This window comes from Pseudomonas sp. NyZ201, assembly GCF_049860765.1.
Taxonomy (GTDB): domain Bacteria; phylum Pseudomonadota; class Gammaproteobacteria; order Pseudomonadales; family Pseudomonadaceae; genus Aquipseudomonas; species Aquipseudomonas bharatica.
Map to the genome: position 1 here is coordinate 2503314 of NZ_CP187557.1, position 25505 is coordinate 2528818.

At 65.4% G+C, this 25505-nt stretch carries 20 protein-coding genes; 7 read left to right on the forward strand and 13 right to left on the reverse strand.

Going from position 1 to position 25505, the window contains the following annotated elements; all coding sequences use genetic code 11:
- Positions 1-2: 2 nt before the first annotated feature.
- From ACPFMA_RS11080 to ACPFMA_RS11090, 3 genes are all read right to left on the reverse strand, one after another.
- On the reverse strand, positions 3-854 hold the full coding sequence (locus ACPFMA_RS11080; protein WP_425930179.1) for an STAS domain-containing protein: 852 nt from the start codon (positions 852-854) through the stop codon (positions 3-5).
- 298 nt (positions 855-1152) lie between these two features.
- Positions 1153-1914 (reverse strand): class I SAM-dependent methyltransferase, encoded by a 762-nt coding sequence (locus ACPFMA_RS11085; RefSeq protein ID WP_420057212.1) that lies wholly within the window; start codon positions 1912-1914, stop codon positions 1153-1155.
- A gap of 100 nt (positions 1915-2014) precedes the next feature.
- Positions 2015-3442, reverse strand: a complete 1428-nt coding sequence (locus ACPFMA_RS11090; protein WP_420057213.1) for a PLP-dependent aminotransferase family protein — start codon at positions 3440-3442, stop codon at positions 2015-2017.
- Positions 3443-3896: 454 nt separating this feature from the next.
- Here ACPFMA_RS11090 and ACPFMA_RS11095 point away from each other — a divergent pair, with 454 nt between their 5' ends.
- Together ACPFMA_RS11095 and sodC are read left to right on the forward strand one after the other, a co-directional pair.
- Positions 3897-5318 (forward strand): amino acid permease, encoded by a 1422-nt coding sequence (locus ACPFMA_RS11095; protein WP_009401519.1) that lies wholly within the window; start codon positions 3897-3899, stop codon positions 5316-5318.
- 468 nt (positions 5319-5786) lie between these two features.
- On the forward strand, positions 5787-6314 hold the full coding sequence (gene sodC / locus ACPFMA_RS11100; protein WP_420057214.1) for a superoxide dismutase [Cu-Zn] SodC: 528 nt from the start codon (positions 5787-5789) through the stop codon (positions 6312-6314).
- 157 nt (positions 6315-6471) lie between these two features.
- Here sodC and ACPFMA_RS11105 read toward each other — a convergent pair whose 3' ends face one another.
- From ACPFMA_RS11105 to ACPFMA_RS11135, 7 genes are all read right to left on the reverse strand, one after another.
- Positions 6472-8076 carry a dipeptide ABC transporter ATP-binding protein gene (locus ACPFMA_RS11105; RefSeq protein ID WP_425930180.1) on the reverse strand — a complete coding sequence of 535 codons (1605 nt, stop codon included), beginning with the start codon at positions 8074-8076 and terminating at the stop codon, positions 6472-6474.
- Entirely contained in the window at positions 8073-8963 is an 891-nt protein-coding gene (locus ACPFMA_RS11110; RefSeq protein WP_009401264.1) for an ABC transporter permease, read from the reverse strand. The genes ACPFMA_RS11105 and ACPFMA_RS11110 overlap by 4 nt, the downstream gene beginning before the upstream one ends.
- A gap of 1 nt (position 8964) precedes the next feature.
- Positions 8965-9915, reverse strand: a complete 951-nt coding sequence (locus ACPFMA_RS11115) for an ABC transporter permease (RefSeq protein WP_064303466.1) — start codon at positions 9913-9915, stop codon at positions 8965-8967.
- Positions 9912-11534 carry an ABC transporter substrate-binding protein gene (locus tag ACPFMA_RS11120; protein ID WP_425930181.1) on the reverse strand — a complete coding sequence of 541 codons (1623 nt, stop codon included), beginning with the start codon at positions 11532-11534 and terminating at the stop codon, positions 9912-9914. The genes ACPFMA_RS11115 and ACPFMA_RS11120 overlap by 4 nt, the downstream gene beginning before the upstream one ends.
- A gap of 65 nt (positions 11535-11599) precedes the next feature.
- Positions 11600-14008, reverse strand: a complete 2409-nt coding sequence (locus ACPFMA_RS11125; RefSeq protein ID WP_425930182.1) for a TonB-dependent receptor plug domain-containing protein — start codon at positions 14006-14008, stop codon at positions 11600-11602.
- 336 nt (positions 14009-14344) lie between these two features.
- Entirely contained in the window at positions 14345-15928 is a 1584-nt protein-coding gene (locus ACPFMA_RS11130; RefSeq protein ID WP_425930183.1) for a rhodanese-related sulfurtransferase, read from the reverse strand.
- Positions 15925-16533, reverse strand: coding sequence for a cysteine dioxygenase (locus ACPFMA_RS11135; protein WP_064303470.1), 609 nt, complete (start codon positions 16531-16533; stop codon positions 15925-15927). Before ACPFMA_RS11135 ends, ACPFMA_RS11130 begins: the two co-directional genes overlap by 4 nt.
- Positions 16534-16775: 242 nt before the next feature.
- Here ACPFMA_RS11135 and ACPFMA_RS11140 point away from each other — a divergent pair, with 242 nt between their 5' ends.
- The 4 genes from ACPFMA_RS11140 to ACPFMA_RS11155 all read left to right on the forward strand — a co-directional run bounded on the left by ACPFMA_RS11140 (position 16776) and on the right by ACPFMA_RS11155 (position 20906).
- Positions 16776-17846: an LLM class flavin-dependent oxidoreductase gene (locus tag ACPFMA_RS11140; RefSeq protein ID WP_064303471.1), complete on the forward strand. Its 1071-nt coding sequence runs from the start codon at positions 16776-16778 to the stop codon at positions 17844-17846.
- A 79-nt stretch (positions 17847-17925) separates the two neighbouring features.
- Positions 17926-18387, forward strand: a complete 462-nt coding sequence (locus ACPFMA_RS11145; protein ID WP_009401390.1) for a tripartite tricarboxylate transporter TctB family protein — start codon at positions 17926-17928, stop codon at positions 18385-18387.
- A gap of 9 nt (positions 18388-18396) precedes the next feature.
- Complete coding sequence (locus ACPFMA_RS11150) at positions 18397-19899, forward strand: tripartite tricarboxylate transporter permease (RefSeq protein WP_425930184.1); 1503 nt, start codon at positions 18397-18399, stop codon at positions 19897-19899.
- A 32-nt stretch (positions 19900-19931) separates the two neighbouring features.
- A complete protein-coding gene (locus ACPFMA_RS11155) occupies positions 19932-20906 on the forward strand; it encodes a Bug family tripartite tricarboxylate transporter substrate binding protein (RefSeq protein WP_064303473.1) in 975 nt (324 codons plus the stop codon).
- Between the two features lie 190 nt (positions 20907-21096).
- On the opposite strand, the gene ACPFMA_RS11160 is transcribed toward ACPFMA_RS11155, so the two are convergent.
- Positions 21097-21777, reverse strand: coding sequence for a GNAT family N-acetyltransferase (locus ACPFMA_RS11160; protein ID WP_425930185.1), 681 nt, complete (start codon positions 21775-21777; stop codon positions 21097-21099).
- A gap of 369 nt (positions 21778-22146) precedes the next feature.
- On the opposite strand from ACPFMA_RS11160, the gene ACPFMA_RS11165 reads away from it, so the two are divergent.
- Positions 22147-23349: a sugar transporter gene (locus tag ACPFMA_RS11165; protein ID WP_425930186.1), complete on the forward strand. Its 1203-nt coding sequence runs from the start codon at positions 22147-22149 to the stop codon at positions 23347-23349.
- On the opposite strand, the gene ACPFMA_RS11170 is transcribed toward ACPFMA_RS11165, so the two are convergent.
- Positions 23316-24839, reverse strand: a complete 1524-nt coding sequence (locus ACPFMA_RS11170; RefSeq protein ID WP_425930187.1) for an FAD-dependent monooxygenase — start codon at positions 24837-24839, stop codon at positions 23316-23318. The genes ACPFMA_RS11165 and ACPFMA_RS11170 overlap by 34 nt on opposite strands.
- Positions 24840-24883: 44 nt before the next feature.
- Positions 24884-25447: a TetR/AcrR family transcriptional regulator gene (locus tag ACPFMA_RS11175; protein WP_425930188.1), complete on the reverse strand. Its 564-nt coding sequence runs from the start codon at positions 25445-25447 to the stop codon at positions 24884-24886.
- Between the last annotated feature and the right edge of the window lie 58 nt (positions 25448-25505).

Consider the following 25505-nt stretch of genomic DNA (forward strand, 5'->3'; position numbering starts at 1 on the left):
GCTCAGCCCGCTTTCACGGTGCTGACGCCAAGGCGCGACAAGGCCAGCTTGAGGGCGTCGGCCAGGTTGGCCTTGGTGGTCACCCCTTGCAGGTCGAGGCCGAGGTGGACGATGGTCTGGGCGATCTGCGGACGCACCCCGCTGATGATGCAATCGGCGCCCATCAGGCGGATGGCGGTCACGGTCTTGAGCAGGTGCTGGGCGACCAGGGTGTCCACGGTGGGTACGCCGGTGATATCGACGATGGCGATTTCCGCGCCGGTATCGACGATGCGTTGCAACAGCGACTCCATCACCACCTGGGTGCGCTGGGAGTCAAGGGTGCCAATCATTGGCAGGGCAAGGATGCCGTCCCACAGCTTGACCACCGGCGTCGAGAGTTCCAGCAGCTCTTCCTGCTGGCGCTTGATCACCGCTTCGCGCGAGCGCTGGAAGGTGCGGATGGTATGCATGCCCAGGGCATCGAGCAGTTCCGAGACCACCCAAAGCTGTTCGGCCAGGGTCGCCGGTTCGTCGCTGAAATGCTTTTGCAGAAGCGCGAACAGCGGGCCCTTCAAGGTGAAGATGAACGAGGCCGTCTGTTGCGAGTCATGGCCGAGCAGGGCACGGCTGTTGGAGAGTTTTTCGAGGAACAGGCGGATCTCGTCCCAGCCGGCTGTGCCGATGTTCTCCCCGGTCCTGCTTTGCAGGCTGCTGATCAGCAGCTGCAGGAATTCCTGGGTTTGTTGCTGCAGCTCCTGTTCCTTCAGGTTGCGGGTGGCGCCTTTATCCTCGAGGTCCCGGGTCCACTCGGCGAGCAACTGGGTGCGCTGCGCCTGGATCGCTTCTAGCGTGCTGGAACTGAGTGCTGCCATGTGAGTGTCGCTCCTGGGATGGGGCCGGTTCTGTTGGATGAACTGCCGGCTTGTGGACAGTAGCACTGCCCTTGGAAAAATGTTTGGCGGATTGCCAGTATGCGGCGGATTGGAACTCCGATCCTTGCGCTGCGCAAATGGTTCCGTGGGAAGGAGGGGATTTTGTCCACATTTTGGCGGCTGCCCGAAAAACCTGTGGGAGCTGGCTTGCCAGCGATGGGTCCGGCACTGGCAGAGCCGTTGTCAGATCTGGCCAAATCGCTGGCAAGCCAGCTCCCACAGGGGCTTTGCAGCGCTGCTAATAATTGTGGATGCGCCCGGCGCGAACGGTCAGTGGCCAGGTCACCCGCCGCCGGGTCGTTGCATCACCCCATTCCTCGCCCAGCGCCTGGGCCAGGACATCCACCGGGTTGATCCCCTGTGCCTGCTGCGCTGCCTTCACCGCCGACCAGGTGTTCAGGTAGCCGACCAGTTGCGCCAGGGTCCAGTGCATCTCGATCACTTGCGGCGGTATTTCGATCGGGGCGAAGGGAAACGGCAGCTCGCGGTAGCCGCTTTCCACATGGCGCCGCTCCGGCGGCCAATAGGGGTCGAGGGTCTGGTAGTAGAACGTCTGCAGATGACGATCCAGTTCACCCTCCAGATGCAGTACGCCGTAGGTGATCAGCGCGATGGCCGCCTGGGGGCGGGCGATGCGCCGGGCTTCGGCGTAGAACTTGTCGAGGTCCAGCCAGTGGGCGGCCTGGGCCACGGTCACCAGGTCAACGCTGGCGTCAGGCAGGCCGCTGTCTTCGGCCAGGGCGGTGCGGTAGATCACGCCCTCGCGTGGTTCGGCGTCGGCGATCTGCGCGGCGCTGGCATCGGTGGCTACCACTTCGTCGAAACGTTCGGCCAGCAGCACCGACAACTGCCCGGTGCCGCAGCCGCAGTCCAGCACCCGGCCGGTGCCGGGGCTGATGCTGGTCAGCTCATCAATCAGCTCCAGCGGGTAGCCCGGACGGTAGGCCGCATAGCCGGCCGAGCCGCTGGAGAAATGATCCTTGAATGTCGCGCTTGTCATGAAACCGGCCTCTGTCTTTCTTTTTGGATATGCCGATCCTAGCGAGTGGTTCCCTTGCCGAACATTCGACCTTTTTCTGCCCCGCTGCCGATAAAGACGATCAGCGGTCCTTCACCGCCCGCACATGCTTGACCAGCAGCCTCTCCAGTTGCTCCCACAGCGCCGGATCGGTGCTGAACGCCACGTTGAACCGCATCCAGCCGGTGGCCTGGCTGTCGACCATGAACAACTGCCCGGGGCCGAGCATGATGCCCTGGTCCAGGGCATCGTCGAGCAGCGCGGCGCTGTCCGGGATGGCCGGATGGCGGGTCCAGATGTACATGCCTTCGTCGCTGTCGATGAAGCGCTCGAAGCCCAGCCGCGCCAGTTGCCGGCCCACCTCCTGGTGCGCCTCGGCCAGGCGCTGGCGCAGGCGCTTGAGGTGCTTGCGCCAGCGGCCGTCGGTGATCGCGGCATAGACCACGCGCTCCATCACCTGGGAGGTGGTCAGGCCCGAGCGCATCTTCAGTTGCAGCAATTGCTGCATCAGCTCCGGGTTGGCCAGCATGTAGCCGACCCGCACGTTGGGCGAGATGCTCTTGGAGTAGCTGCCGACATACACCACCTGTTGCAGCTGGTCGAGGCTGGTCAGGCAGGGCAGGGGCTCCTCGATCATGTCGGCGTAGAGGTTGTTCTCCACCAGGCGGAAGTCGTGCTGGGTCGCCAGTTGCAGCAGGCGGTGCAGTTGCACCAGCGGGGTACGGGTGCAGGTCGGGCTGTGCAGGTGCGGCTGGGTGAAGAACACGCTTGGCCGGTACTGCTCGAGCAGCCGTTGCAGGTGATCCAGGTCGTAGCCGTTGGGCGTGCGCGGCACGCCCACCAGGGTCGCGCCCTGGAAGCGCAGGATGCTCATCAGGTTGGGGTAGCCCGGGTCGTCCACCAGCACCACGTCGCCCGGGCGCACCAGGGTGCGTACCGCCAGGTCCAGGGCCTGGCTGGCACCGTGGGTGAGCATCAGCTGGTTCGGCGGCACCACGATGCGCAGGTCCTGCTGCAGGTTCTGCGCGGTCAGGGTGCGCAGTTCGGCCAGGCCCATAGGGTCGCCGTAGCCGCTCAGTTCCAGCACGCTGCTGGCAACCTGGCGCAGCCCGCGGCGCAGGCCGTCCTCGAACATCCAGTCATTGGGCAGCCAGCCACAGCCGGGCTTGAACGCCAGTTGGCGGCTTTCGAAGATCTGTTGCAGGTACCACTCGGAATTGAACGCCGGCTTGGCCGTGTCCGGTTCGCTGGCCTGGGCCTCCAGCAGGTCGCCGGCGGCGCGGTTGACGAAGAAGCCGGCGGTGCCACGGCTGACCAGCAGGCCCTGGGCCACCAGGCGGTCGTAGGCTTCCACCACGGTGAAGGTACTCACCGAGTATTTCGCGGCGAAGGCGCGGATCGACGGCACCTTGGCGCCTGGCTTGAGGGTCTGGTTCTCGATCGCGTCGCGCAGTCCGTTGATGATCTGGTTGACCAGGGGAGGCGAGGCGTCGGGGCGGAGTTCGAACATGGGAAAACGGTGCCTTCGGGTGAGCGTAACGCCGGCCGCGCATGCGCTGTATTGCATTGGCGACCTGTACAGTGCTGTGACAATCAGTGGGCACTGTGCATGGCTCTTGAGGCTGGACATTTTTACATTAGGTATCAGTTACCGCTAGATCAAAGCCGTGAAGCTTCATGAACAACCGCTCGTCGAACCACAAATTCCCGAGGCGGGGCTCAGTCTCCGCGTCTCTCTCGCTGTCGTCGTGCCCGCAAGGCCGGTGCGCAGTGTCTTCGCAGTAACTTTCCAGGCTTAGCGGACGAGCCTGGGCACGACAACACACTGCCAGCACATAGCCGTTCGTCGGCTCGGGCAGCGTCGTGCACGTCGAATCAGAGCAGCTGATGCAACAAGGGGTGCGACCTCAGGCCGCACTCCTGTCGAGTTTCCTTGCATAAAAAAAACACGGGGTAGACCACTGATGGACGCAACATCCACATCGACTTCGGCAGCGAAGTCGGAGCACGAGAGCAAGCTGGCGGCTTCGCTCAAATCGCGCCACCTGACCATGATGTCGATCGCCGGGGTGATCGGCGGGGCATTGTTCGTCGGTTCCGGCAGCGTGATCCACAGCGCCGGCCCGGCCGCCGTCCTGGCCTACCTGGCCGGCGGCATCCTGGTGGTGCTGATCATGCGCATGCTCGGTGAAATGGCGACGTCCTCGCCGGACACCGGCTCGTTCTCCACCTATGCCGAACGTGCCATCGGGCGCTGGGCGGGCTTCACCATCGGCTGGCTGTACTGGGGCTACTGGGTGATCCTGATGGCCTGGGAAGCCTATGTCGCCGGCAAGATCCTGCATGGCTGGTTCCCTTCGGTGAGCATCAACGAGTTCGTGTTGATGGCCACCCTGGCGCTGATCTGCGTGAACTTCTTCAACGTCAAGCACTACGGCGAGTTCGAGTTCTGGTTCGCCCTGATCAAGGTGGTGGCGATCGTCTGCTTCCTGGTGGTGTGCACCGCGGCGGTGATGAACCTGTGGCCGACCGGTGAAGTCAGCGGCATGGCCAACCTCACTGCCCACGGCGGCTTCATGCCCAACGGCATCGAGTCCGTGGTGGTGGCGATGCTCGGTGCGATGTTCGCTTTCCTCGGTGCGGAAATCGTGACCATCGCCGCATCGGAGTCCAAGGATCCGGCCGGTCAGATCGTCAAGGCCACCAACTCGGTGGTGTGGCGCGTCTGCCTGTTCTACATCGGCTCGATCTTCCTGATCGTCTGCCTGGTACCGTGGAACGACCCGCTGATGGGCACCTCGGGCTACGGCTCGTACCGCCGCACCCTGGAACTGCTGGGTATCCCGGGCGCCGAGTTCATGATGAACTTCGTGGTCCTGACCTCGGTCAGCAGCTGCCTGATCTCGGCCCACTACACCGCGTCGCGCATGCTGTTCTCCCTGGCCACCCGTGGCGACGCGCCGAAGATCTTCAAGATGACCCGCGCCGGCACCGGCGTACCGGTCTTCGCCATCATCGGCTCGTGCTCGATCGCGATCATCTGTGCCCTGATCAACTTCAACGAAGCCCTGCGTCCGAAGGATGTGCTGGACACCCTGATGAACACCACCGGCATGATCGCCATGCTCGTCTACCTGGTGATTGCCTGCTCGCAACTGAAGATGCGCCGCAAGCTGGAAGCCGAAGGCAAGCAGATCCGCCTGAAGATGTGGCTGTTCCCGTGGCTGACCTACCTGAGCATCGTGTTCATCGTCGGCTGCCTGGTGACCATGGCCTTCGTCGAGGAGTACCAGGTGCTGGTGGTTTCCACCGGTGTCGCGGCGATCGTCGTGGCGCTGATCGGTGTGATCGTGCACCAGCGCGCGCTGAAGCAGGCTGCTGCCTGATCGCATAGGAGCGAGGCGCAGATGCCGGCTCTGCGCAGGATTGGGAGCGTGGCTTGTCGGGCCGCCGAACCGCCGCGAAGGTGTGGGTATCTACACATCTTTTGAGGTAAGAAGGCCCGTCAGTCGATCGCATCAGGGCTGGCAGGTGCTTGTCATGACTTTTCCGGCGTCCTTGAGATCGAGCGCCGCGCGGGCGGCGCTCGATCTCAAGGGCGCTGAAGATCTCCCGGCGTGCGCCTAGCGGCCATAACGCGGTTCTAAGACGGACACCTCGCAGCCATCACTCAGGGACCGCTAGCGCGGTCCTTCGCGGCGGTTCGGTGCTCCGACAAGCCACGCGCCTACGAACTGCGGAACTGTTCGCCAGAGGTGTTGCCTGATATTGCCGAGAGTGATTTTCATTCGAACTTCCCGCCGGATTTTGTCTAAGCTCTCAAGCGATTTTTTCTGCGAAAAGGAACGTGCCCGATGAAAAAGTGGATTGCTCTGTCAGTAGCCCTGTGCGCCAGCGCCGCGGTGCAGGCCGCCGACTCGATCAAGGTCGAACTCAAGGAAGCCACCGCCCAGGGCGAGGGCAAGAGCGTCGGCTTCGTCACCATCACCGAAAGCCCGTACGGCGCGGTGTTCACCCCTGAACTGACCGGCGTGGCGCCGGGCGTGCATGGGTTCCACGTGCATGCCAACCCCAGCTGCGCGCCGACCGAGGCCGATGGCAAGCCGGTACCGGCCGGTGGCGCCGGTGGTCACTGGGATCCGAAGAACACCGGCAAGCACAGCTTCCCGTGGGAGGATGACGGCCATCTCGGCGACCTGCCGGCCCTGATCGTCACCGCCGATGGCAAGGCTTCGCAGCCGCTGCTGGCACCGAAGATCAAGACGCTGGACGAGCTGAAGGGGCATGCGCTGATGATTCATGCCGGTGGGGACAACCACTCGGATCATCCGGCACCGCTGGGTGGCGGGGCGGCTCGGTTTGCTTGTGGGGTGATCAAATAAGCCTGGTGTAGACATGAAAATCCCGGTCATCTGGCCGGGATTTTTTTTGTTTTGCGGGCCTCATCGCTGGCAAGCCAGCTCCCACACGGACCGCGTGCACCGCCGAACCTTTGGGAGCTGGCTTGCCAGCGATGAGGCCCTGGAGGACACCCGAGCATCAGGCCACTGCCAACCTCCGCCCAGGCACCGCCTCCAGCAATTCCCGGGTATAGCTGGCCTGCGGCTGCCCCAGCACCCGACCTGCCTCCCCTTGCTCCACCACCTGTCCCTGTTTCAGTACCACCACCTGGTGCGCCAGGCTGGCGACCACCGCCAGGTCATGGGACACCAGCACGTAAGCCACGCCCAGTTCCGCCTGCAATTCCCGCAGCAGGTCGAGGATCTGCGCCTGCACCGAGACATCCAGCGCCGACACCGGCTCGTCGAGCAGCAACAGGTCGGGCTTCAAGGCCAGTGCCCGGGCAATGGCCACGCGCTGGCGCTGGCCGCCGGACAGCTCGCGGGGCAGGCGGTCCAGGTAGCTGGCCGGCAACTGCACCTGCTCCATCAGGCGCCGCGCCGCCTGTTCCAGCTCGCGACCCTTGAGCCGGCCGAAGGAGACCAGTGGCTCGACCACGCTTTGGTAGATGCTGAACTTCGGGTCCAGCGCGGCGAATGGATTTTGCTGCACCAGTTGCATGCGCTGGCGCAGCGGCCTGAAGGCCTTCCAGCTCAAGCCACCGATATCCTGCCCGGCAAAACGCACCCGGCCCGAGCTGGGTTGCTCCAGCCCGAGCGCAATCCGCAGGCTGGTGCTCTTGCCCGAACCCGACTCGCCGACGATGGCCAGCGTCTGCCCCGGGTAGACCTCCAGGCTCAGGTCCTGCAGTGCCTGGAAGTGCTGCCCGTGCGGTAGCTGGAAGCGCTTGCCGACCCCTTCGAACTCCAGTAGCGGCTGTGCGCCGAGGGTTGAAACCGGCACCGGCCGTGGCGTTTCACCAAAAGCCGGCGCTGCTGCCAGCAGATCACGGGTGTAGCTGTGGCCGGGCGCTGAAAGCACCTGGCTCGCGACGCCGCTTTCCACCAACTCGCCCTGGCGCATCACCAGTACCCGGTCTGCACGATCCGCCGCCACACCCAGGTCATGGGTGATGATCACCAAGGCGATGCCGCGGGCTTTCACCAGTTGCTCCAGGTGATCGAGGATGCGCTTCTGCACCGTGACATCCAGGGCGCTGGTGGGCTCGTCGGCGATGATCAGCCGGGGCTCGCCGGCCAGGGCGATGGCGATCAGCACGCGCTGGCGCATGCCGCCGGACAGTTCATGAGGATACTGGGCCGCGCGCAGGGCCGGGTTGTCGAGTCCGACCTGTTCGAGCAGTTCCAGCACATCCGCATCCAGGCCCGGATAGCGTTTGCCATGGCGCAGCACCAGGCTCTCGGCGATCTGCTTGCCGATGCTCAGGGTCGGGTTGAGGCTGACCATCGGGTCCTGCGGCACCAACCCGACCACCCGGCCGCGCAGTTGCTGTTTGCTGCGCTCACTGGCGTGGCTGATGTCGTGATCGGTAACTTTCAGCACCCCGCCATCGATCCGTGCCGTCGCCGGCAACAGGCCGAGCAGGGCGCTGGCGATGGTGGTCTTGCCCGAACCGGATTCACCGACGATGGCCAGGGTTTCCCCTGGATCCAGATGAAAGCTCACCCCGCGCACCGCCTCGGTAACGCGGCCGGCGCTGTGGTAACTGACCCGCAGGTCCTGCACATCGATCAGGCGGCTCATCGCTGGATCTCCTCGAAGGTGCGGGCGATATGGTTGAGGCTGAACACCACCAGCACCAGGAACAGCCCCGGCAGCAGCGACACCCAGGGCGCGGTGATGAGGAAGTGGCGACCGTTGGCGATCAGCGTGCCCCATTCGGCGGCGGGCGGTGCGGCGCCGAAGCCGAGGAAGCTGAGGCCGGCGGTGGCGAGGATCGCCGCGCCGATATCCAGGGTCGCGAGCACCGCCACCGGTCCCCAGGCATTGGGCAGCACATGGCGCAGCAAGGTCCGGCCCCAGCTTGCGCCGCCCAGGCGCGCGGCCTCGACGTAGGGCAGGGTCTTGATCCGCAGCACCTCGGCGCGGGTGGTGCGGGCGAAGCCGGGAATGATGCCGACGCCCACGGCGATCGCCACCGGAATGGTGCCGAAGCCGATCGCGGTGACGATGGCCAGCGCGAGCAGCAGGCCGGGCAGGGCCAGCAGTACATCCACCAGGCGCATGATCAGCGCGTCCACGCGCCCGCCGATAAAGCCCGAGACGATACCCAGGCCCAGGCCGCTGACCAGCGCCAGCCCGACCGCGAGCAGCGCCGCCTCCACCGACAGGCGCGCGCCATACAGCACCCGTGTGTACAGGTCGCGCCCCAGCTCGTCGGTGCCGAACCAGTGCGCGGCACTCGGTGGCAGCAGTTTGGCCGAGGGCTGCGTGGCGTAGGGATCGACCTGGGTGAACAGGCCGGGCCAGAGCGCGGCCGCCAGGGTAAACAGCACCAGGACCAGGGCCACGACGAAGCCCGGCCGGCGCAGCAGCGGCCCGGCCTGGTCCAGCAAGCGTTGCAGGCGCCGCCGCGGGCGCCACTGGGAGGCCTCGCCGGCCACGGGGATCAGGCGTTGCAATACGGTCATCTCAGCTCACCTTGGGCGCATGGGTAATGCGCGGATCGAGGATGGGGTAGAGCAGGTCCACCAGCAGGTTGACCAGCACGAAGGCGGCAGCGGACACCGTCACCACCGCCAGTACCAGCGGGATGTCCTGGCGCAGCACCGCCTCCTGTACCAGCCGGCCAACACCGTTGCGGGCGAAGATGGTCTCCACCAGCACGGCACCGGACACCGTGTTGCCCACCTGCAGGCCGATCAGCGTCAGCAGCGGCAGGGCGGCATTGCGCAGGCCGTGGCGGGCCTGCACCTGGGCGCGGCTGAGGCCCTTGGCGTAGGCGGTAACGATGTAGGGCTCGCGCCAGACATCCTGGAAGCCGCGTTGCAGCACCTGGGCGTAGACCGCCGCGCTGGGAATGGCCAGGGTTACCGCTGGCAGTACCAGGCTGTCGAAGCCGGTGCTGCCGGTGGCCGGGAACCAGCCCAGGCCGAAGGCGAAGATCTGGATCAGCAGCAGGCCCATCCAGAACACCGGCACGGAAAAGCCCAGCGCCGGCAGGCGCGACAGCGCGGTTTTCAAGGGTTGCCAGCGCACGTAGGCGGCCAGGTACGCCAGGCCCACGCCGCCGATCAGCGACAGGACGATGGCGAACCCGGCCAGGGCCAGGGTCTGCGGCAGGCGTTCGGCGAGGATCGCGGTGACCGGGCGGTTCAGGGTCAGTGATTGGCCCAGGTCGCCTTGCAATACGCCGAGCAGCAGGTTGATGTAGCGCTCCAGCAAGCCCTGGTCCAGCCCGTAATAGGCCTTGGCTTTCGCCAGTTGCTCCGGCGACAGCGCATCGATCTCCATGCCCGAGGCGCTGAGCATGATGCTCAGCGGGTCACCCGGCAGCAGGTAGAGGATGAAGTAGGTGATGCTGTACGCCCCCCACAGCACCAGGGCGGCCTGGGCAATGCGGCCGAGCAGGTAGCGGCTCATGGCTTGACCTCGATGTCGTTGAGGAAGGCAAAGCCCTCGGCGCTCCAGCGGAAGTTCTGCACGCGCTTGGACGTGGCCGCCTGCCACACCCGCTCGTACACCGGGATTGCCGAGCCCTGGTCGATCAGCAGGTCCTGCAGTTGGCCGTAGGCGTCGGCGCGCTGCTGCGGTGCGGTGGCGGTGAGGCCGGCGTCGAACAGGTTCTGCGCCACGGGCAGCACGTTCGGTGCGTAGGTGTTGGTGGCCAGGGTCGAGCTGTTGGCGCTGCGCGGGTCGAGGATGGTCTGCAGGATGATCGGGTCGGCCCGGGTCATGTAGGTGTAGGTCAGGTCATAGTTGCCGGCGGCGTTGTTCGCGGCCCACTCGGCGGTGGTCTGCACCTTGAGCTTGAGTTCGATGCCGAGCTTGCGCAATTGGTCCTGGATCAGCACGTCGCCGGGGGTTTCCTTGCCGGCCAGGTTGTACAGCAGGACCAGGCGCTTGCCGTCCTTGTAGCGGTAGTTGTCCTGGCCCAGGGTCCAGCCGGCCTCGTCCAGCAGCCGGGCCGCGCCTTGCGGGTCGTAGGCCAGCTTGTCGCCCTGGCTGCGGAAGTACGGGGTGGTCACATCGTAGACGCCGTCCACCACCGGGAAGGCTTCGTTGTAGACGGTGCTGGCGTAGCTCTTGCGGTCGATGGCCTTTTGCAGGGCCAGGCGTACCTTCTGGTCGGCAAGGATGCGGTTGTCGCGGGTATTGGGGTAGAGGTTCCAGGCCGGGCCCGGCAGCGAGCGGCTCTGGATGGTCGCGTCGTTGCGCTGGAACAGTTGCAGGTCGACCTCGGAGAACGGCACCCGCGGCCAGAGGATATCCACCTTGCCCTGCAGGAACAGGCCGTTGCGCACGCTTTCCTCGGGCACATAGCTGACCTCGATGGCCGACAGGTGCGCGTCGCCCTTGTTCTGCACGTTGGCCGAGGCCCAGGCGTAGCCTTCGCGACGGACCAGGCGCAGGCCGCTTTCCGGGGTGTAGTGGTCGATCTTGAACGGGCCGGTGCCGATCACCGCGCCCAGGGAGCGTTCCTTGGCGGTCTTGCGGTACGACTCGGGGGCCAGGATCGACAGGTTGGTGGTGGAGGTGGCCTGCAGGAAGCCCGCGTTGGGTTTGCTCAGCACCAGCTTGATGCTGTACGGGCCGAGGATCTCGGCGTGGTCGTAGCCGGCCAGGTAGGTGGCACCGAAGGTGCTCGGCAGCTCGGCGGCGAAGGCCTTGTTGCTGTCGAAGGCGGTCTTGACCGCCTGTGCGTCGAATGCCTCGCCGTTGCTGAAGGTTACGCCTTTACGCAGGTAGAAGGTGTACTCCCGGGCATCCGGGCTGATCTCCCAGCGTTCGGCCAGCCACGGAATGATCTGCCCGGTCTGCGGGTCCTGGTCGGTCAGGGCCTCGACCACGTTGCGCAGCACCACCCGGTGTTCCAGCCAGTAGACCTGGAACGGATCGATGCTGACCAGTTGGGTGTTGTCGTTGAAAAAGGCGATCTTCAGGGTGCTCGCCGCCTTGGCGTCCGGTTGCGAAGGCGAGCAGCCGGACAGTCCCAGGGCAAGCAGGATGGCCGCGCTGGCCAGGGTTCGTTGCAGTCTCATGGGCGATTCCTCGTTCCGTTGTCGGAGCAGGGCCGCGCCGCATCCCGGCGGCGCGGCCGGGTGGGTCAGAAGTCGTAGGCGATCTTGCTGTACCAATAGCCACCACCAGGGTGGAATGGCGGGTTGCCGTAGGGTGCCAGGCCAAGCGGGCTGTACACCGCATGCTTGTCCGGGCGCACGTCGAACAGGTTGGTGGCGCCGATGCTGACGGTCAGCTGGTCGAAGAAGGTGTAGGCCACGTCCAGGTCGGTGATCCACTTGGCACCGAAGCTGCGATCGCCGCTGGGGTTGACTGCAAGGGTCTTGACGCTGCCGTAGCGGGTGGTCTGCAGGTTGACCGCAAGGTTGTCGACCTTCCAGTTGGCGCCGAGGATCCACTTGGTTTCCGGGCTGGCCACGGTCAGGTCGCCCTCGCGGTCGCGGCCCACCAGGGTCACCCCGGAGCCGGCCAGCGACGCCGGTGTGTCGCGCACGTCCTCGATGCTGGTCTTGTTCCAGTTGAACGCCAGGCTCCAGCGCACGTCGCCCCAGGCGCCGAAGTCGGTGCTGTGGTCGGCGACGATGTCCAGGCCCTTGGTGCGGGTGTCGTAGGCGTTGGTGTAGTAGTTGACCCAGGTGCCCGGGGCCACGCCCTGGTTTTGCAGGATCGAGGTGATCACCCCGTTGCCCTGGTCGTAGATGTTGCTGGTCAGGGTGATGCGGTCGTCGATGTCGATCAGGTAGGCGTCGGCGGTGATGCTGGTGCGCGGTGCCGGTTGCCAGGTCACGCCCAGGCCCAGGTTGCGCGATTTCTCCGGCTTGAGCTTGTCACCGCCGAGGGCGGCGGCCAGGCTGCTGTCGGACGGGGTCAGGCGGGTCACTGCCGGAACCACGTTGCCATTGACGTCGGTGGCGACGCGGTTGTCGGCCACGGTGTAGCCGATCTGGGTCAGGGACGGCGCGCGGAAGCCGGTACCCACGGTGCCACGCACGGCCCATTGGTCGGTCAGCTCGTAGCGCGAGTTGAGCTTGAGGCCGAAGGTATTGCCGGAATCGTCGTCGTAGTGCTCGACGCGCCCGGCGAGGTCGAGGAACCAGCGCTCGGTGAGATCGAAGCCCAGGTCGAGGTAGGCCGCGTAGTTGTTGCGGATCAGGCTGACTTCGTCTTCCGGGCGCAGGGTCACCGCGGCCTGGGCGCCGGAGGCGGCGGGGTAGCTGCCGGTGATGTATGCCTCGGGGTCGCCGGCAAAGGTGCTGAAGCGCTCCCAGCGGTGTTCCAGGCCGGCCGACACCTGCACCGGCGAGGTCAGGCCGAACAGGCTGTCGTAGCGGCGGGTCAGGTCGAAGTTGTTGACCCACTGTTCGAAGCGGAAGGTCGCCAGGTTGTCGAAGCTGGTCGGGCTGGCGGTGCCCAGGGACGGGTTGATGTTGAAGTCGCTGGAGTGGTGGATATTGTTGCGCCCGTAGGTGGTGCTCAGGTCCCAGTGCCAGTCGGCGCGTTCGCCCTTGCCGCCGAAGAGGAACTGGTAGTCGCGGTCCTTGATGTTGTTCAGCGGGTAGTAGCCGTCGGGGAACAGCTCGGGCACCGCGGCGGTGCCGGTGGGCAGGCGGAAATAGTTGTAGGCCTCGGCATCGCGTTCGCCGTAGGTGGCGTAGGAATACAGGGTCAGGGCGTCCAGCGGCAGTTCGGCGTTGTAGGCGACGTTAAAGGCCTTGATCTCGGGGTCACCGTTCTTGATCGCTACGCGGTCCCAGGCTGCTTCCTTCACCGGGTCGCGGAAGGCCCTCACGCTACTGTCGGCCTTGCCGTTCCAGGCGGCATCACCGCGTTTGCGCGCATCGGCGGAGAGGTGCAGGAAGCCGCTTTCACCCAGCTTGAAGCCCTGGTCACCGGCCACCTTGATGGTTTCGCCCTGGCCGGAGTAGAGCTTGCCGTAGCTGCTCTCGACATGCCCGCCGGAGGCGCTGGTCTTGAGGATGATGTTGATCACCCCGGCCACTGCATCGGAGCCGTACTGGGCGGCGGCGCTGTCCTTGAGCACTTCGATGTGATCCACGGCGCTGACCGGGATCAGGTCGATATCCACCGCGTTGGCGCCGCTGTTGTCGATGTTGCCGCGCTGGCCCACCGCGCCGTTGTGCCGGCGCTTGCCGTTGACCAGCACCAGGGTGTAGGCCGGGCCCAGGCTGCGGTTGCTCAGGGGCCGGGTCACCGAGTTGTAGCCGGCGATATTGGTGCCGAAGTTGAATGACGGCAGCAGGCGCGAAATGGCTTCGGAGAGTTCGGCGCGGCCGGTCTTGAGCAGTTGCTCGCTGTTGATCACATCGATCGGTGCCGGGCTGTCGGCCACCGTGCGTTCCTGGCCGCGGATGCCGGTGGAGATTACGGTCACGGTGTCCAGGTGGGTATCGTTGCTGGCGGCCACGACCTGGGGCGAGAGTCCGGCCAGGAGCAGGGCGGTGGTCAGGGTGCTGAAAGGGAAATGCTGGGGCATGCGGGCTTGGTCCATCGAAGCTGGCACTGGCCCTGGGTGTGGGTGCAGGTGGATCGCCTGGGGTGTTTTGAAGGAATGACGAGATCGTCTGGGGTTGATCTTATTTTTATAAGAAATTCATTGGAAATTCTTTTTTGGAATATAAATATTATTCTTTTTTTGAATTATAAATAATCATGAATATGCAAAAAATGATTATTAATGAGTTGCACAAAACCCTGTGGGAGCTGGCTTGCCAGCGATAAGGCCAGTAAGAACACCGTTGTTCTCTAAGGCCCTATCGCTGGCAAGCCAGCTCCCACAGGGATTGTTGTCAGGGGTTGGATAGGTGGTGGGTCAGATCACGAAGAACCCATGGGTCCCATCCCGTCCCAACTGCTCCACCAGGCCGAACTCCCAGTCCAGGTACCCTTGCATCGCCTCGCGCGGGTTATCCGTGCCTTCATAGGGCCGGCGATAACGGTCGCTGCGCGGTACCGCCAGACTGGTTTCGCCATGCTCCAGCGGTCGGCCTTCGGCGATCCAGCGTCCGGTGCCGCCTTCGAGCAGGAATACCGGCTTGCGCGTCAGCGCCTGCAGGTCAACGGCGGCGAAGCGCGCCAGCAGGCTGCTGCCGCAGGTCACCACGTAGCGCTCGGCCACCGGCAGTTTTTCCAGGGCCTGGGCCAGCTGTGCACGAATCGCCCAATGCGCGCCGGGGATATGCCGCTGCACATAGTTGGCGCTGGTGGTGAAGTCCAGCAGTACGGTGTCGCCAGCGTCCAGCCATTGCTGCAGTTCACCGCCCTGGATCGACGGTGGCTGCGGCAGTTCCGGCAATGGCGCCTGCCAGTCGCCGGTCTCGCTGAAATCGCTCTTGCGCAGACCGTCCAGGACTGCCACCTCCCAGCCCATCTGCGCCAGCCAGGAAGCGCTCATGTTGGCGCGCACGCCATCGTCGTCCACCAGCGCGATACGCGCGCCGCGTACGCTGGCGTTGTGGTCGGTTTCCTGGACCAGTTGCCCGCCCGGCGTGGAACGGCTGCCGGGCAGGTGGCCGCGGGCGTATTCCTCGGGGGTGCGTACGTCGAACAGGTAGGTGGTGCGATGAGCCTCTACCTGCCATGCCGCCAGGGTGTCCCTGGAAATGCGTGCAACCCCGGCCTTGTCCGCCACCGCGCGGGCCCGGCGTGCGGCGGTGGCGCGCGTCTCGTCGCCGACCTCGGCGAAGCGTTGCGATTGCCCATGGGCCAGTTGCTGCCCGGCCAGGGTCCAGCCAATGGTGCCGTTGCGCAAGGCCGAGACCGGGTTGGGAATGCCGGCGTTGACCAGCGACTGGGTGCCGATGATGCTGCGGGTGCGGCCGGCGCAGTTGACGATGACGCGGGTGTTCGGATCCGGCGCCAGTTCGGCCACGCGCAACACCAGTTCCGCTCCTGGCACGCTGATGCCACCGGGAATGCTCATGGTCTGGTATTCATCGAAACGGCGGGCATCGAGCACCACCACGTCGGCGTGTTCATCGAGCAGTTGCTGGACCTCTTCGGCGGCCAGCGACGGCGTATGACGCTTGGCTTCCACCAGCTCGCCAAAGGCCTTGCTCGGCACATTGACGTCGCGAAACAGCTCGCCGCCGGCCTCGCGCCAGCCTGCCAGGCCGCCTTCGAGCAGGGCCACGTCGCTGTAGCCCAGCTCGCGCAGGCGCTCGGCGGCCAGCGCGGCAAGACCTTCGCCATCGTCGTAGACCGTCACCTGGGTATCGCGGCGCGGCACCCGTGCATAGATCTCGATTTCCAGTTTCGACAGGGGAATATTGGCCGCGAAAAGCGGGTGCTCCAGGGCGAAGGGCGCTTCTTCGCGCACATCGATCAGGGCCAGTTCGTCCTTGGCCAGCAGGTGCTGGCGCAGCTCGGCGTAGGAGCGGGTAGTCGCGGTGCTCATGGGGCAGGGTTCTCTTTGGACAGGTCCCAGATATTGGGCAGGCGGGTGTTGGAATAACCGGAGATAAAGGGTTTCTCGCTGCCGTCGGCGAGGTACACGGCACGTTTTACCGCGCCGATGTTGGCGCCATACACGTGGATGCTGATGGACACCTGGTCGTCGTGGGCATTGCGCACTTCATGGATATCGCCAATACGCGGCGACACCGCTTCGACCTGCCCGGGCGCCAGGCGCACGGCGTCGCCCGCCGGAATCAGCGCGCCGCTTTCGGTGCGGGCGAAGCCCTGGGAATACTCGGCGCCGCGCAGCATGCCGATCAGGCCCCAGACCCGGTGATCGTGGATCGGCGTGCGCTGCCCCGGGCCCCAGACGAAACTCACCACCGAAAAGCGCTGGCGTGAATCGGCGTGCAGGAGGAACTGCTGGTAACGCTCGGGGCTGGGTTGGGCCAGCTCCGGGGGCAGCCAGTCGTCATGGGCTACCAATTGCTGCAACAGGTTCTGCCCGCGATCGAGGATGGCGGCTTCTTCGTGTTCCTGCTCCAGCAGTTCGGCCAGGTCGCCGATGAACCGGCGCAGGCGGTCGAGACGTAGGGGATGGGTCATTTTTCAAGGCTCAGGCTGCGGTTTCAAGGAACCCTAGCAACGGCAGGATCATTCTCAAAATTCGAATTCCGCATAAGCTAATATGCGAAACAAGAATTTTAAAGATAAAAGATTATTCTTTATTTTTTGAATTAGCTTATGCCGGAAAAGAATTTCACAGCGGACAGTGCGACCGTTAGCTTATAAGCGATCGTTTTGAACATCCCCGTTCCTATAACCGTCCGCCTTCAGGGAGATCCAGCATGAGCGTGCAATTCATCGGCATGATCGGCCATCGGCTGTCATCGGAAACCATCGACGCCAGCGGCCCGATCTTCGACAAGGCGTACATCACCCGTTTCGCCCAGGTGCATGAAGAGGCGGGTTTCGACCGTGTCCTGGTGGGCTATTGGTCGGATCAGCCGGACGGCTTCCTGGTCACCGCCCTGGCCGGGCTGGCGACGTCCAGGATCCACTTCCTGCTTGCCCACCGCCCGGGCTTCGTCGCCCCGACCCTGGCCGCACGCAAGCTGGCGACCCTTGAGCACCTGCTCGACGGGCGCCTGGCCCTGCATGTGATCAGCGGCGGCAACGACGTCGAGCAGCGCAAGGACGGCGACTACCTCGAGCACGACCAGCGCTACGCCCGCACCGACGAGTTCCTCGAGGTGGTGCGAAAGGTCTGGACCGAGGAACGTCCATTCGACCACGCGGGTACCTACTACCAGGCAGAAAAGGCCTTCTCGGCGATCAAGCCCCTGCAGAAACCCCACTTGCCGGTGTATTTCGGCGGCTCCTCGGCGGCCGCGCTGCAGGTCGCCGGCAAGCATGCCGATGTCTTCGCCCTGTGGGGCGAGTCGCTGGAGCAGACCCGCGAGACCATCGCCGCGGTGCGTGCCGAGGCGGCTCGCCATGGTCGCGAGATCGAGTTCAGTGTGTCGTTCCGGCCGATCATCGCCGCCACCGAGGAGGCCGCCTGGGCCAAGGCCGAAAGCATTCTTGGCACGGCGCGCCAGCGTATCGAGCGCTCCGGCCCGGTGATCGCCAACAAGCCGCAGAGCGTCGGCGCCCAGCGCCTGCTCGACACCGTGGCCAAGGGCGAGCGGGTCGATGAGCGGCTATGGACCGGGATCGCCGGGCTGGTCGGCGGCGGGCACAACTCCACCGCGCTGGTGGGCACCCCCGAGCAGGTGGCCGATGCCTTGCTGGCCTACTACGACCTGGGCGTGAAGACCTTCCTGATCCGTGGCTTCGACCCGGTGGTCGATGCCGAGGACTATGGCCGCGAATTGCTGCCGCTGACCCGGGCCAAGGTCGCTGCTCGACTGGCCTGATCCATTCCATTCAGCCCCCACGAGACCGCACGCGCGGATCGTCAACCACAGTGCCGGACACTGGCACCTGGAGAGACCCGTGCGTACCCGACTGATTCCCGATGCCCGCGAATTGCTGGCCGGCCTGCTGTTTCTCGGCTTCGGCCTGGCCGGCCTGTTGATCGGCCGCGACTACGCCAGCGGCACTGCCATGCGCATGGGCGCCGGTTATTTCCCCTGGTTGGTCAGCCTGGCGCTGTGTGTCCTGGGGGCGGTCCTGCTGGTACGCGGCCTGGCATCGTCGCGGGAACGGGTGGCGCTGGGCGAGCTGTTCCAGGCCCGGCCCGGGCTGTCCATAGGCGGCAGCGTGGTGGCCTTCGCCCTGTTGCTGCCAAGCCTGGGCCTGGCCCTGTCAACCTTGCTCATGACCCTGCTCAGCGGCCTGGCCCGGCGCCGCGCCCACCTTGGCGAACTGACCGTGCTCGGTTGCGTGCTGGGGCTGTTCAGTGTGGCGGTGTTTGCCTGGGGCCTGGGCCTCAACCTGCCGGCCTGGCCGGTCTGAGGGCGCGCCATGGAATTGCTCGATCACCTGACGATCGGCCTGCAAGCGGCCTTTACCCTGAACAACCTGCTGTACTGCTTCGTCGGCGTCACCCTCGGCACCCTGGTCGGCGTCCTGCCGGGGCTGGGGCCGGTGGCGACCATCGCCATGCTGCTGCCGATCACCTACGGCCTGACCCCGTCGGCGGCGTTGATCATGCTCTCCGGTATCTACTACGGCGCCCAGTATGGAGGTTCGACCACCGCGATCCTGGTCAACCTGCCCGGCGAGTCCTCCTCGGTGGTGACCTGCCTCGACGGCCATGCCATGGCGCGCAAGGGCAGGGCGGGAGCGGCGCTGGCCATCGCGGCGATCGGTTCGTTCGTTGCCGGCAGCCTGGCGATCCTGCTGCTGGCCGCCGCTGCCACGCCATTGGCGGAGGCCGCCTTGAAATTCGGCCCGGCGGAATACTTTTCGCTGATGCTGCTGGGCTTGGTGGCGGCCATTGTCCTGGCCCAGGGCGACGTGCTCAAGGCCATCGCCATGACCTTGCTCGGGCTGCTGCTCGGGCTGGTCGGCACCGATGTGAATTCCGGGGTCGAGCGCTTCACCTTCGGCATTCCCGAGTTGAGCGACGGCATCAGCTTCGTGGTGATCTCGATGGGCATCTTCGGTATCGCCGAGATCATCGCCAACCTCGAGCGCGATCACGGCGGCAAGGCCCAGGTGGCCCGGGTCGGCAGTCTGATGCCGTCGCGGGACGACTATCGACGCAGCTGGAAACCGATCCTGCGCGGCACCGGGCTCGGTTCGCTGTTGGGCATCTTGCCCGGCGGCGGGGCGATGCTCGGTTCCTTCGCCTCGTACATGATCGAAAAGCGCCTGGCCAGGGAGCCGGAGCGCTTCGGCCAGGGCGCCATCGAAGGGGTTGCCGGGCCCGAGTCGGCCAACAATGCCGGGGCGCAGACGTCCTTCATCCCCATGCTGGTGCTGGGCCTGCCGTCCAACGCGGTGATGGCGCTGATGGCCGGGGCGATGATGATCCACGGTATCGTCCCCGGCCCCCAGGTGATCGACGCACGCCCCGAGCTGTTCTGGGGCCTGATCGTCAGCATGTGGCTGGGCAACCTGTTGCTGCTGGTGCTCAACCTGCCGTTGGTGGGCATCTGGGTGCGCCTGCTGGCGGTGCCGTACCGCCTGCTGTACCCGTCGATCCTGCTGTTCTGCTGCATTGGCGTGTACAGCGTCAACAACAGCCTGTTCGACGTGCTGCTGACCGTGGCCTTCGGCTTGCTCGGCTACCTGTTCATCAAGCTGCGCTGCGAGCCGGCACCGCTGCTGCTGGGCTACCTGCTCGGCCCGCTGATGGAAGAGAACCTGCGCCGGGCGATGCTGCTGTCCCGTGGCGATCCCACGGTGTTCTTCACTCGGCCCTTGAGCCTGACCCTGCTGATCGTCACCGCATTGGTGGTGCTGTTGATGTGCTCGCCACGCTTGCGTGCCACCCGCCAGGTGGCCTTCAGCGAAGAGTGACTTTCTTCTCCCCCTCGTCCAGGAATTGCTCCATGAAACTTGCCCGCTCCGTCACCTTCGCCCTGGCCGCCCTGGCCCTGGGCATCACCGGCCTGGCCCAGGCCGACAATTACCCGAGTCGACCGCTGACCCTGGTGGTGCCATTCCCGCCCGGTGGTGCGGCGGACACCATCGGCCGTTACTACGCCGAGCAGCTTTCCACATCGCTGGGCCAGCCGGTGGTGGTGGACAACAAGCCCGGCGCCGGCACGGCGATCGCCGCCGAAGCGGTGGCCAAGGCCAAGCCCGATGGCTACACCCTGTCCCTGGCCACGGCCGGACAACTGGCCATCCTGCCGAACCTGCAAAAGGACCTGCGCTACGACCCGGTCAAGGACTTCGTGCCGGTGGCGGTGGTGGCCTCGGTGCCGAACGTGGTGGCGGTGCAGGCGTCGAGCAAGATCGACTCGCTGCCGGCACTGATCGCCGAGGCCAAGGCCAGGCCGGGGGCATTGAGCTACTCGTCGTGCGGCAATGGCACGCTTTGCCATCTCTCCGGCGAGCTGCTCAAGCACCTGTCCGGCACCGACCTGCTGCATGTGCCCTACAAAGGCAGCGCTCCGGCAGTGACCGGCCTGCTCGGCGGCGAAGTGGACGTGGCGGTGGACACCCTCACCGTCCTCGCCCCGCAGATCCAGGCCGGCAAGCTCAAGGGCCTGGTGCTCAGCAGCGCCGAGCGCTCGCCGCTGCTGCCCGGCGTGCCCAGCGCCACCGAAGCCGGGTTGCCGGGGTTCGTCGCCTCGGGCTGGTTCGGCATCGTATTGCCCAAGGGCGCGGCGCCGGAACTGGTGGAAAAGTTGAGCGGAGCCATTGGCGTCATTGCCAGGTCACCGCAAACCGCCGAGCGCTTCGCCCAGAACGGCATCAGCGTCGAGCAAGGCACGCCTGCCGGATTCGCCGAATTGATCGCCGAGGATGGCAAGCGCTGGGGCGAGGTGATCGAGGCGGGGAAAATCACCCTGGAATGATGGAGCGGTAAATGCCCTTGCACGACGCGTACCCTGTGGGAGCGGGTTCACCCGCGCTAGCGGTATTGAGTTCACCATAGCAATCGCGGGTGAACCCGCTCCCACAGGGTCCTTGCAAATCAAAGAGTTATGTTTTTGTTCTAAGAGAGCTGGCCAGCCAGCTCCCACAGGGATCACCTGAAATCATCTGTCAGGCTATCTCCACCTTCACCGGCTGCGCCCTTGTCTTGCACAGCAGCACCAGCCGCGAGCCGCTGTAGCGGCTCTGGCGAAACAGCTTCCAGCGCCCGAACAGCCCGTACACGTGCATTACCCGGCCTTGCTCCTGGTAACCCATGCGCAGGTGCAGCTTGAGGGCCGGCACGTTGTGGGTTTCCACCACATCCACCACCCGGCTGCAGCCACGTGCCTGCATGGCTTGCCACAGGCCGACCTGGGCATCCACCGAGAGCCGGGTGCCGAAATAGGCGGGGATCATTTCCCCGCCGAATTCGAAGAAGTCCCCCGGCGCCACCGGGAAGGTGCAGCCGTAGTAATGACGGTCGTGATAGTCGCGGGTACTGGCCCAGATAAAGGCCACCGCGTCGCCCGCGTCATCCAGGTACATGTGCCCGACATGCCCTTCTCGGGCCAGTTCGCGCATGGTCCCGACGCGATCGCCGAAATGGCGCGCGAAGGCATCGGCATTGGCTTCGGTGATGGTCTCCAGGCGCACCGGCGGGTGATCCTTGAGGCTGTGCGGGCCGACCGGCGTCGTCAGGTCGCGTTCCATCCACAGCAGCTCCCAGTGGAAAAATATGTGGCGGCGCCACAGGGTGAGGAGGGTGCGGCGCAGTCCCTTGCGCTGGAGTCGGGCGATCAGGACGTGCATAGGGCCTCCGCAACAGGCTGCTTCATGAAGTGAAGTTTTTTCAGGTATAGCGCAGCGGCGTTGGGCTCCGTCAAAAAGCCATCACGGTAGTTGTTTCAATATGTGTATCAGTGGCTTCTTTCGCTCTATTCCGATGCTTTCAGCGGCGATGAATAATTTTCCGCAGCGGCGCAGAAAACTGGCGGAATTCTGGCGCCTGGTTTTGGCGTCCAGGACAAAAGCCTGTGCCAGGCGTTTGCGACAGGGGGTTGGCTCACGTAGACTCCGGCCATCATTCCTACAAAGACCGTAAGGCACATCCGACCCTCAGGGTCATGGATGCCTTCGTCACGTCCGCGATTCAGCATTTCCAGGAGCCTTTCCCCGCGCATGATCAGCCCCACAGAAACCCGCAGCGGCAGCTGGCTCAGTGTCTTCGCCCTGGCCCTCGGCGCCTTTATCTTCAACACCACCGAGTTCGTCCCGGTGGCGTTGCTCAGCGATATCGGGCGCAGTTTCGATATGCCGGCGTCCCAGGTCGGATTGATGCTCACGGTCTATGCCTGGGTGGTGTCGCTGACGTCGCTGCCGATGATGCTGCTGACCCGCAATATCGAGCGCCGCCGCTTGCTGGGCCTGCTGTTCGTGCTGTTCAGCGTCAGCCATGTGCTGTCGAGCATGGCCACCAGCTTCGGCATGCTGCTGGTCAGCCGGGTCGGCATCGCCCTGGCCCATGCGGTGTTCTGGTCGATCACCGCGTCGCTGGCGGTGCGCGTGGCGCCGCCGGGCAAGCAGGCCAAGGCCCTGGGGTTGCTGGCGACCGGCACCACCCTGGCAATGGTCCTCGGCATCCCGCTTGGTCGGGTGGTGGGTGAAGCGCTGGGCTGGCGCACCACCTTCCTCGGGATCGCCGTGGTCTCGGTGGCGACGCTGCTGTGGCTGCTGCGTTCGCTGCCGTTGCTGCCAAGCCAGAACTCCGGCTCGCTGCGCAGTCTGCCGATCCTGCTCAAGCGTCCCGCGTTGATGTCGGTGTACGCCCTGGTGGTGCTGGTGATCACCGCGCAGTTCACCGGCTACAGCTATATCGAGCCGTTCGCCCGGGACGTGGCGGCGCTGAGCAGCGAGATGACCACCATCCTGTTGCTGGTGTTCGGTGGTGCGGGGATCTTCGGCTCGTTCCTGTTCAGCCATTTCAGTGAAGGTTTCCCCCGCGGTTTCCTGATCGCCGCCATCGCCGCGCTGGCCGTTTCCCTGTCGTTGCTGCTGCCGCTGGCCGGGGTGCCGTGGTTGCTCTGCGCCCTGTGCGCGTTGTGGGGCATGGCGATCATGTGCTTCAGCCTGGCCTTGCAGTCCAAGGTGCTGCAACTGGCGTCGGACGCCACGGACGTGGCCATGGCCATGTTCTCCGGCCTGTACAACGTCGGTATCGGCGGTGGGGCGCTGCTGGGCAGCATCGTGGTGAGCCAGGTCGGCCTGGCCTGGATCGGTGGCGTCGGCGGTTCGCTGGCCGTGGCCGGCCTGGCCCTGTGCCTGTACGCCACCTGGCGGTTCTTCGGGGGTCAGCAGGGTCTCAGCGAGCGCTCGGTGAAGTAGCGCTCCAGCGCGGCGGTGGAAGAAGACGCCTCGGCCAGCGCCACGTAGCTGTCGGGGCGGATCAGGTAGAACGCGTTACGCGCCAGCCCGGCGGCTTCATGGGCCGGGCTCCAGGCGAACACCTGCAAGGGGATCTGCCGCGCCGCGCACCAGCCGGTCAGGTCCTTGCCGGCAAGCCCATAGACATGCACCTGCCAGCAGGGCCGTGCCAGTTCGGCGAAGTTGTCTGCCGTCTCATCATGGGCCCAGGGCAGCCGATCGCCGCCATGCACGTGCCCGGCCGTGCCGAAACTCAGGGGCATCAGGCGGTAATTGAGGCCGATCTGCGACAGCGTGCGGAATATGAAGCCGCGCACCTTGCCCATCGCCATCAGCCGCGACAGCAGCACCGGTGCCAGGCGTGTGCGCAGCAGATTGGCGATACGGCCATTGGCGCTGACGAAGTTGAAGACCTGGTCGGTAGTGGCGACCAGGCGTTCGGCAAACGCCTTGCGCTCGATCTCGAAGCTGTCGAGCAGTTCGTCGGTGGCCTTGCCGTGCAACACGCTGGCGAGCTTCCAGGCCAGGTTGATGGCGTCGCCGATCCCGGTGTTCATGCCCTGGCCGCCGGCCGGGCTGTGCACGTGGGCGGCGTCGCCGAGCAGGAAGGCGCGGTGGCGACGGAACTGCTGGGCCACGCGGTGGTGCACACGGTAGGTGGAGAACCAGTTGACCTGTTCGACCTGGAGCTGCATGTGCTCGATGGCGCGGCTGCTGACATCCTCGAAGGTGAGGTTTTCCGCATGTTCGGCACGCTCGTCGCGCACCGTGCCGATCAGCCGTGCGCGGCCCGCGCCGGCCAGCGGGAAGACCGCGACGAAGTCCGCCTCGTCGAGATCCACGTGCAGTTCGCCGTCCAGCGCCGGCCCCGAGGCCTGCACGTCGGCAACATAGAACACCTGCTGGTAGGTGCCGCCGGGGAAGCCGATGCCGAGGGCCTTGCGCACCGCCGAACGGGCGCCGTCGCAGCCGGCCAGGTAAGGCACGCGACAGTCTTCTTCGTGGCCATCGGGCAGGCGCAGGCGGGCCACGGCCTGCTCTTCGTCCTGGCTCAGTTCGAGCAGTTCGGTGTTCCACTGCACCTCGACGCCGAAGCCTTGCAGGCGCTCGATCAGCAGCTTCTCGTGTTCGTCCTGCGGGTAGATTTCCAGGAAGGGGTAGGGCGTCAGGCCAGCGCCGATATTCTGCAAGGACAGCTTCGCCGCCTTTTGCCCCCTGACCCACAGATTGGCCGCCGGCACCTGATGGCCGCGCTCGACCACCGTGTCGGCGAGGTCCAGCTGGCGATACAGTTCCAGGGTGCGCGCCTGGACCGCCAGGGCACGGGAGGTGGTGCCGGGGCCGGTCGCCTTGTCGACGATGCGCACCTTGACGCCCAGCCTGCTCAACCACAGGGCAAGCACCAGGCCCGTGGGGCCGGCGCCGATGATCAGGACTTCTGTGTCATTCATGCCACGCTCTCCTGGTGATTGTCAGAAGAGTGTAGAGGTGGGCGTCAGCCTTCGCCGAAGCTGGCGAGGAGGAACGCTTGCACCGTTGTCAGGATTTCCTGCGATAGCGCGTCATCCGCGCAGGCCCGGGACAGGCCAAGGGCGCCGACCATGGCGCTGAAGGCGACCATGGCCTGCTTGCGCTTTTCCTCATCGTCACCGCCGAGCAGGCGGGCGATACCCTTGATGTTGGCGCGCAGCTTGTTGGTGTACAGCTCGCGGGCCTCGCCCTCGACCCGACCGATATCGCTGACCAGCGCACCGACCGCGCACCCGGTGCCGACGCCGTCGCGGTGCTCGGGGCTCAGGTATTCGCTGACCAGGGTGGGGAAATTCGCCCGGTGGCTACGTTGCGGGTCTTCCGAGCGCTTGAACGCCGCGTCCAGTGCCTCTGCCACCAATTGGTCGCGGGAGTCGAAATGCTTGTAGAAGCCGCCATGGGTCAGTCCGGCTTCCTTCATAAGGTTGGCAATGCTCAGGCCGTCGAGGCCCAGCTCGCAGAAACGCTCGGCGGCGATGGCGACGATACGTTCGTGGGTGCTCTGCTTGCTGGCTTGGGAATGGCCCATGGTGGCGGTCTCCTGCGTGATCCGGGGGCGGATGATAGCACCGCCCCCGGGCTGCGGC

Coding starts and splice junctions, on each gene's coding strand:
- ACPFMA_RS11175 (WP_425930188.1), bottom strand. CDS start 25,447: ATGGGCCATTCCCAAGCCAGCAAGCAGAGCACCCACGAACGTATCGTC.
- ACPFMA_RS11125 (WP_425930182.1), bottom strand. CDS start 14,008: ATGCCCCAGCATTTCCCTTTCAGCACCCTGACCACCGCCCTGCTCCTG.
- ACPFMA_RS11170 (WP_425930187.1), bottom strand. CDS start 24,839: ATGAATGACACAGAAGTCCTGATCATCGGCGCCGGCCCCACGGGCCTG.
- ACPFMA_RS11115 (WP_064303466.1), bottom strand. CDS start 9,915: ATGAGCCGCTACCTGCTCGGCCGCATTGCCCAGGCCGCCCTGGTGCTG.
- ACPFMA_RS11150 (WP_425930184.1), top strand. CDS start 18,397: ATGGAATTGCTCGATCACCTGACGATCGGCCTGCAAGCGGCCTTTACC.
- ACPFMA_RS11130 (WP_425930183.1), bottom strand. CDS start 15,928: ATGAGCACCGCGACTACCCGCTCCTACGCCGAGCTGCGCCAGCACCTG.
- ACPFMA_RS11110 (WP_009401264.1), bottom strand. CDS start 8,963: ATGACCGTATTGCAACGCCTGATCCCCGTGGCCGGCGAGGCCTCCCAG.
- ACPFMA_RS11165 (WP_425930186.1), top strand. CDS start 22,147: ATGATCAGCCCCACAGAAACCCGCAGCGGCAGCTGGCTCAGTGTCTTC.
- ACPFMA_RS11080 (WP_425930179.1), bottom strand. CDS start 854: ATGGCAGCACTCAGTTCCAGCACGCTAGAAGCGATCCAGGCGCAGCGC.
- ACPFMA_RS11090 (WP_420057213.1), bottom strand. CDS start 3,442: ATGTTCGAACTCCGCCCCGACGCCTCGCCTCCCCTGGTCAACCAGATC.
- ACPFMA_RS11095 (WP_009401519.1), top strand. CDS start 3,897: ATGGACGCAACATCCACATCGACTTCGGCAGCGAAGTCGGAGCACGAG.
- ACPFMA_RS11160 (WP_425930185.1), bottom strand. CDS start 21,777: ATGCACGTCCTGATCGCCCGACTCCAGCGCAAGGGACTGCGCCGCACC.
- sodC (WP_420057214.1), top strand. CDS start 5,787: ATGAAAAAGTGGATTGCTCTGTCAGTAGCCCTGTGCGCCAGCGCCGCG.
- ACPFMA_RS11135 (WP_064303470.1), bottom strand. CDS start 16,533: ATGACCCATCCCCTACGTCTCGACCGCCTGCGCCGGTTCATCGGCGAC.
- ACPFMA_RS11140 (WP_064303471.1), top strand. CDS start 16,776: ATGAGCGTGCAATTCATCGGCATGATCGGCCATCGGCTGTCATCGGAA.
- ACPFMA_RS11155 (WP_064303473.1), top strand. CDS start 19,932: ATGAAACTTGCCCGCTCCGTCACCTTCGCCCTGGCCGCCCTGGCCCTG.
- ACPFMA_RS11105 (WP_425930180.1), bottom strand. CDS start 8,076: ATGAGCCGCCTGATCGATGTGCAGGACCTGCGGGTCAGTTACCACAGC.
- ACPFMA_RS11120 (WP_425930181.1), bottom strand. CDS start 11,534: ATGAGACTGCAACGAACCCTGGCCAGCGCGGCCATCCTGCTTGCCCTG.
- ACPFMA_RS11085 (WP_420057212.1), bottom strand. CDS start 1,914: ATGACAAGCGCGACATTCAAGGATCATTTCTCCAGCGGCTCGGCCGGC.